Below are 4,792 nucleotides of genomic sequence, written 5' to 3' on the forward strand. Positions count from 1 at the left end.
CTTCACTGCGTCAGATGGCTCGCTTCTGCTCACTTGGTGGGGACCCCCGGCAGCGCAGTCTTGATCCGGTGCAGGCCGTCCCGAACCTTCTCATCGGGTCCATCTAGATAGCGGTGGCCGGCGGCCGCAACGCATCTTTCCAAGAGGTCCGGGAGCCGCACCAATAGCTGAACCAACTCGACTACTTCGATGCCCCACATCGTCGGCTTCGGGTGATCGATCAGCATCCTGAACCGGTCAATCTCGGCCACGACCCGCTTCTCGTGTTCGCTGAAAACCAGGGGATCGGAGAAGTCGAGGCGCCCAGGCTCTTGAACGCGACTGAACAGTTCGGAGTAAGTGAGGGTGCGCTCGCCCGGCATCTGAGACCGCGTCCCGCGCATAAATTCCAGATGCTGCGCCGCGAGCTTGTCGGAAAACGCACCGACGCCGGCAGTTCCGCTAAGGGCCTCAACCATGGCCGCCATGAGCGCAAGGTGCGCGCATCGGAGCGCGTCTAGAAGCCGCTGAGGGTCGCTCGCCGCTGCCTCCACATGTTCGGCGCATCGCTGCGCCTGAGCGGCGCAGGTCTCATAAGGCGAGATGTGGACATACATGCGGTGATGGTGCCCGCATTCGTTCACCCACCCAATACCGCTCCGCTTGCTGACCAAGGACAGGGTGGCGGTGAGAGGGCGATTCGAGCCCACGGTGGGCTTACACCCAAATCAGTTTTCGGACTGGAACACTTCGCCATCTGATCGCAAGCGCAAATGCTCTTCTCGGCTCCATGTCGCATTGCATCTCGCACAGAGCCGCCGCGATCAAATTGCGCCCATTGGAAATGCTTGCGAACTCTTGCGACATGGACGCGAAATGTCCTGCGCTCGACGCGCCGCGACAGCAGAATAAGCTGTTGAGCTCGCTTCGAAAAGTTTGGAGGCCTGACCGGGAATCGAACCCGGGTGCGCGGATTTGCAGTCCGCTACGTCACCACTCCGCCATCAGGCCGCCGGAGCGGCGTTGGCTAACAGAACGGCCGGTCCTGGGCAACGCCTGTCGGCGGCGGCGATTGCCTTGCCAAGGGTGCGGGACCTATAAGCCCGGCGGCACGCCCGATGCGCCCGCGCGCCCAAGGAGATTCGATGGCCGACCTCGCCGCCGCCCGCCTGAACATGGTGGAAAGCCAGGTGCGCACCGCCGACGTCACCGACGTGCGCCTGCACGACGCCATGCGCATCCTGGCGCGCGAGCAGTTCGTGCCGCAGGGCCGGGCCTACCTGGCCTATGCCGACATTGAGGTTGAATACGCGCCGGGCCGGTTCCTGCTGAAGCCGCGCGACCTGGGCAAGCTGTTGCAGGCGCTGAAGCCGATGCCCGGCGAGCGCGCCCTGGCCATCGCCGCCCCCTATGCCGCGGCCGTGGTGGAGACCCTGAGGGTGGAGGTGGTCCGGGTCGACGACGACCTGGGCCAGGTTCCCGAGGGTGGTTTCGACGTGATCGTCTGCGAGGGCGCGGTGGCCCGCGCCCCGGACGCCTGGCTGGCGGCGCTGAACCTCGGCGGGCGGCTGGGGGTGGTGGAGCGCGACGGCCCGGTGGGCAAGGCCTGCCTCTACATCCGCACTCAGGATGGGGTCGGCCGCCGCGCGCTGTTCGACGCCACGCCGCCGGTGTTGCCCGGCTACGCGGCGCAACATGGTTTCGCCCTTTAGGGTGTTCTGAAACACCGGCGAAACGCTGGGCGTGAAAAAAGCTTAAGGTGACTGTAGTTGGTCGAGACGCCACACGTCGGCATATAGAGACCAAGTCGCGCTCGTCTGATCGGGGATACGGAATGTCGAAGAGCTTTCGCGGACGGCTGCTGGCCGCGATCTTCAGCGCGGGCGCGGCAAGCGCCTTCGCCGCGCCGGCCGGCGCCGAGACGCTGGCTGACGCCATCGCCCTGGCCTACGAGACCAATCCGACCCTGCAGTCCCAGCGCGCCCTGCAGCGGGCGCTCGACGAGAACTATGTGCAGGCGCGCAGCGGTTTTCGCCCGACCCTGGGCCTGTCCGCCTCCACCTCCACCGCCGAAACGCGCACGCCGCGCTTCGCCAGGGGCACGGACCTCAACAACGACGGCGTCCCGGACGTCTTCCCCAGCACCTCCGGGATCAGCGACCGCGACAGCTCGAGCCTGGGCCTGAGCTTCTCCCAGCCGATCTGGACCGGCGGGCGGGTCACCGCGGCGGTGTCCGCCGCCCAGGCCGACATCCTCCAGGGCCGCGAGAACCTGCGCCGCGTCGAGGCGCAGATCCTGGCCACCGTGATCCAGGCCTATGTGGACGTCCGGCGTGACCAGGAATCCCTGCGCATCCGCCAGGAGAACGTCTCGGTGCTGGGCCGTCAGCTCCAGGAATCCCAGGCCCGCTTCGACGTTGGCGAGATCACCCGCACCGACGTCGCCCAGTCGCAGGCGCGGCTGGCGGCCGCCCAGGCGACCTTCTCGTCGGCCCAGGCGCAGGTCGCCATTTCGCGGGCGGCCTATGCGGCCCTGGTCGGTCAGAACCCGCAGAACCTCGCGCCGGAGCCGTCGCTGGCCTACCTGCTGCCGACCGACCCGGACCAGGCCTTCACCATCGCCGAGCAGTACAGCCCGCAACTCCGCGCCCAGCAGTTCGCCGAACAGGCCAGCCGCGCGCGGGTGGCCGGCGCCCGCGCCGAGCGGATGCCCAGCGTCACCGTGCGCAGCGGGCTGACGTTTGGCGCAAGCACCAACGATCCCTTCGAGCGGGAGCTGTACTCCCGTGAACTGAGCGCCGTGGCCACGGTGACCGTCCCGCTGTTCTCGGGCGGACTGGTCTCCTCGCGCATCCGCCAGAGCGTGGAGCGCAACAACGCCGAACGGATCACGGTCGAGACCACCCGGCGCACCGTGCTGCAGAACATCACCCAGCTCTGGAGCCAGCTGCTCGCCTCGCGCGCCTCCATCGGCTCCAGCGCCGAACAGGTCCGCGCCGCGCGCATCGCCGCCGAGGGCACCCGTCAGGAGCAGCAGGTGGGTCTGCGCACCACCATCGACGTGCTGAACGCCGAGCAGGAGCTGCGCCAGGCCGAGCTCACCCAGGTCAGCGCCCGCCGCGACGAATATGTGGCCGCCGCCAACGTGCTGGCGGTCATGGGCCGGCTGGAGGCCCGCAACCTGACGCCAACCGTCCCGCAGTATGATGCGGCGAGCAACGCCAGGAAGCTGCGCATCACCTGGGGCTGGGTTCCCTGGGAGGAGCCGATCGCCATCATCGACCGGGTGCTGACCCTCGCCCCGGCCCCGGCCCCCACCGCCAAGCCCACCGAGCCGGCGATCCCGCCCGGCCTGCAACCGCCGCCCAGCGTGGCCACCGGCGCGGCCGTCCGCCGCTAGACGCCGGCGCCGGCATGAAACCGGAAATTGCAGGATCGTGCGGGCGCGCCTAGGCTAGGGTCCTGTTGGATTCTTCCACTTCGCGCTTTGGCAGGCCCATGTCTGAACAGACCTCCCAGGAACCGACGATGGAGGAGATCCTGGCCTCCATCCGCCGGATCATCTCCGAAGACGACGCACCGGCCGCTGCGGCCGGTGAAGCCGCGCCCGTGCAGGATGAGGCAGAGGCGCCGCCCCCGCCCGCGCCGGCCGCAGAGCCGGAGCCGGTCCGCGCCGAGGAGCCCGCGCCGGCTGCCGAGCCCGAGCCAGCGCCCGAGCCCGAGCCCCAGCCTGTCCCCATGCAGGCCGCGGCCGCCATCGAGGAAGAGGAGGACGAACCCCTGGAACTGACCGAAAAGGTCGAGACCCACGGCGACCTCGACGTCTTCACCGCCCCGCCGGCCGCCGTGGCCGAGCCTGAGCCACCGCCGGCGGCCATGCCCACCGTGGAGACCCTGGTCAGCGCCAGCGCCGCCTCGGCGGCCGCCTCCGCCTTCGGCCAGCTCTCGGCGGCCATCGCCATGCCCACCGGCGACCGGACCCTGGAGGATGTGGTGCGCGAACTGCTGCGGCCCTTGCTGCAGCAATGGCTGGACGACAACCTGCCGGCCATCGTGCAGCAGACCGTGGAGGCCGAGGTCGACCGCATCGCCCGCGGCCGGGTACGCTAGCGGGACCCACCTACGTTCGTCCCCGCGCCTGCATCTCCGCTATCGCGGGGATGAGCGGAACTGTATTTGAACCGCTCAGCAGAATTCCCCGCCATGCTTGATAAGACCTTCGATCCCAAGACCGTCGAACCGCGCCTCTACGCCGCCTGGGAGGCGTCGGGCGCCTTTTCGCCCATCGACGACCCGGCCGCCGAGCCGTTCTCCATCGTCATCCCGCCGCCGAACGTCACCGGTTCGCTGCACATCGGCCATGCGCTGAACAACACCTTGCAGGACGTGCTGATCCGCTTCGAGCGGATGCGCGGCAAGGCCGCCCTGTGGCTGCCCGGCACCGATCACGCCGGCATCGCCACCCAGATGGTGGTCGGGCGCCAGTTGGCGCAGGCGGGTAACCAGAGCCGCCGCGACCTGGGCCGCGACGCCTTCGTGGCCAAGGTCTGGGAGTGGAAGGCCAAGTCCGGCGGGACCATCGTCAACCAGCTGAAGCGCCTGGGCGCCTCCTGCGACTGGAGCCGCGAGCGCTTCACCCTGGACGAGGGCCTGTCGGCCGCCGTGCGCAAGGTGTTCGTGACCCTGCACAAGCAGAAGCTGATCTATCGTGACAAGCGGCTGGTGAACTGGGACCCCCATTTCCAGACCGCCATCTCGGATCTTGAGGTCGAGCAGCGCGAGGTCGACGGCCACTACTGGCACTTCGCCTATC

General features: G+C 68.7%; 5 protein-coding genes and 1 tRNA gene. 4 read left to right on the forward strand and 2 right to left on the reverse strand.

Translation table 11 applies throughout. The features are described 5' to 3' along the window. Window positions 1–29 precede the first annotated feature (29 nt). Entirely contained in the window at window positions 30–689 is a 660-nt protein-coding gene (locus tag ACLL81_RS09075) for a hypothetical protein (RefSeq protein WP_411288021.1), read from the reverse strand. A 227-nt stretch (window positions 690–916) separates the two neighbouring features. Continuing rightward, window positions 917–990, reverse strand: a tRNA-Cys gene (locus ACLL81_RS09080). Between the two features lie 134 nt (window positions 991–1,124). Here ACLL81_RS09080 and ACLL81_RS09085 point away from each other — a divergent pair. From ACLL81_RS09085 to ACLL81_RS09100, 4 genes are all read left to right on the forward strand, one after another. Further along, complete coding sequence (locus ACLL81_RS09085) at window positions 1,125–1,691, forward strand: protein-L-isoaspartate O-methyltransferase family protein (protein ID WP_411288022.1); 567 nt, start codon at window positions 1,125–1,127, stop codon at window positions 1,689–1,691. Between the two features lie 122 nt (window positions 1,692–1,813). Then, window positions 1,814–3,379 carry a TolC family outer membrane protein gene (locus tag ACLL81_RS09090; RefSeq protein WP_411288023.1) on the forward strand — a complete coding sequence of 522 codons (1,566 nt, stop codon included), beginning with the start codon at window positions 1,814–1,816 and terminating at the stop codon, window positions 3,377–3,379. 98 nt (window positions 3,380–3,477) lie between these two features. After that, the gene (locus ACLL81_RS09095) at window positions 3,478–4,089 is read left to right on the forward strand and encodes a DUF2497 domain-containing protein (protein ID WP_411288024.1); all 612 of its coding nucleotides are present in this window, start codon (window positions 3,478–3,480) and stop codon (window positions 4,087–4,089) included. Between the two features lie 93 nt (window positions 4,090–4,182). Beyond that, the coding region (locus ACLL81_RS09100; RefSeq protein ID WP_411288025.1) for a class I tRNA ligase family protein at window positions 4,183–4,792 on the forward strand (610 nt) is incomplete at its 3' end.

Source organism: Phenylobacterium sp. (assembly GCF_046590535.1).
In the GTDB taxonomy this organism is placed as follows: Bacteria; Pseudomonadota; Alphaproteobacteria; order Caulobacterales; family Caulobacteraceae; genus Phenylobacterium.

Excerpts from the sequence above, each read along its gene's own strand:
- ACLL81_RS09085 (WP_411288022.1), top strand. The coding sequence starts at position 1,125 with ATGGCCGACCTCGCCGCCGCCCGCCTGAACATGGTGGAAAGCCAGGTG.
- ACLL81_RS09090 (WP_411288023.1), top strand. The coding sequence starts at position 1,814 with ATGTCGAAGAGCTTTCGCGGACGGCTGCTGGCCGCGATCTTCAGCGCG.
- ACLL81_RS09095 (WP_411288024.1), top strand. The coding sequence starts at position 3,478 with ATGTCTGAACAGACCTCCCAGGAACCGACGATGGAGGAGATCCTGGCC.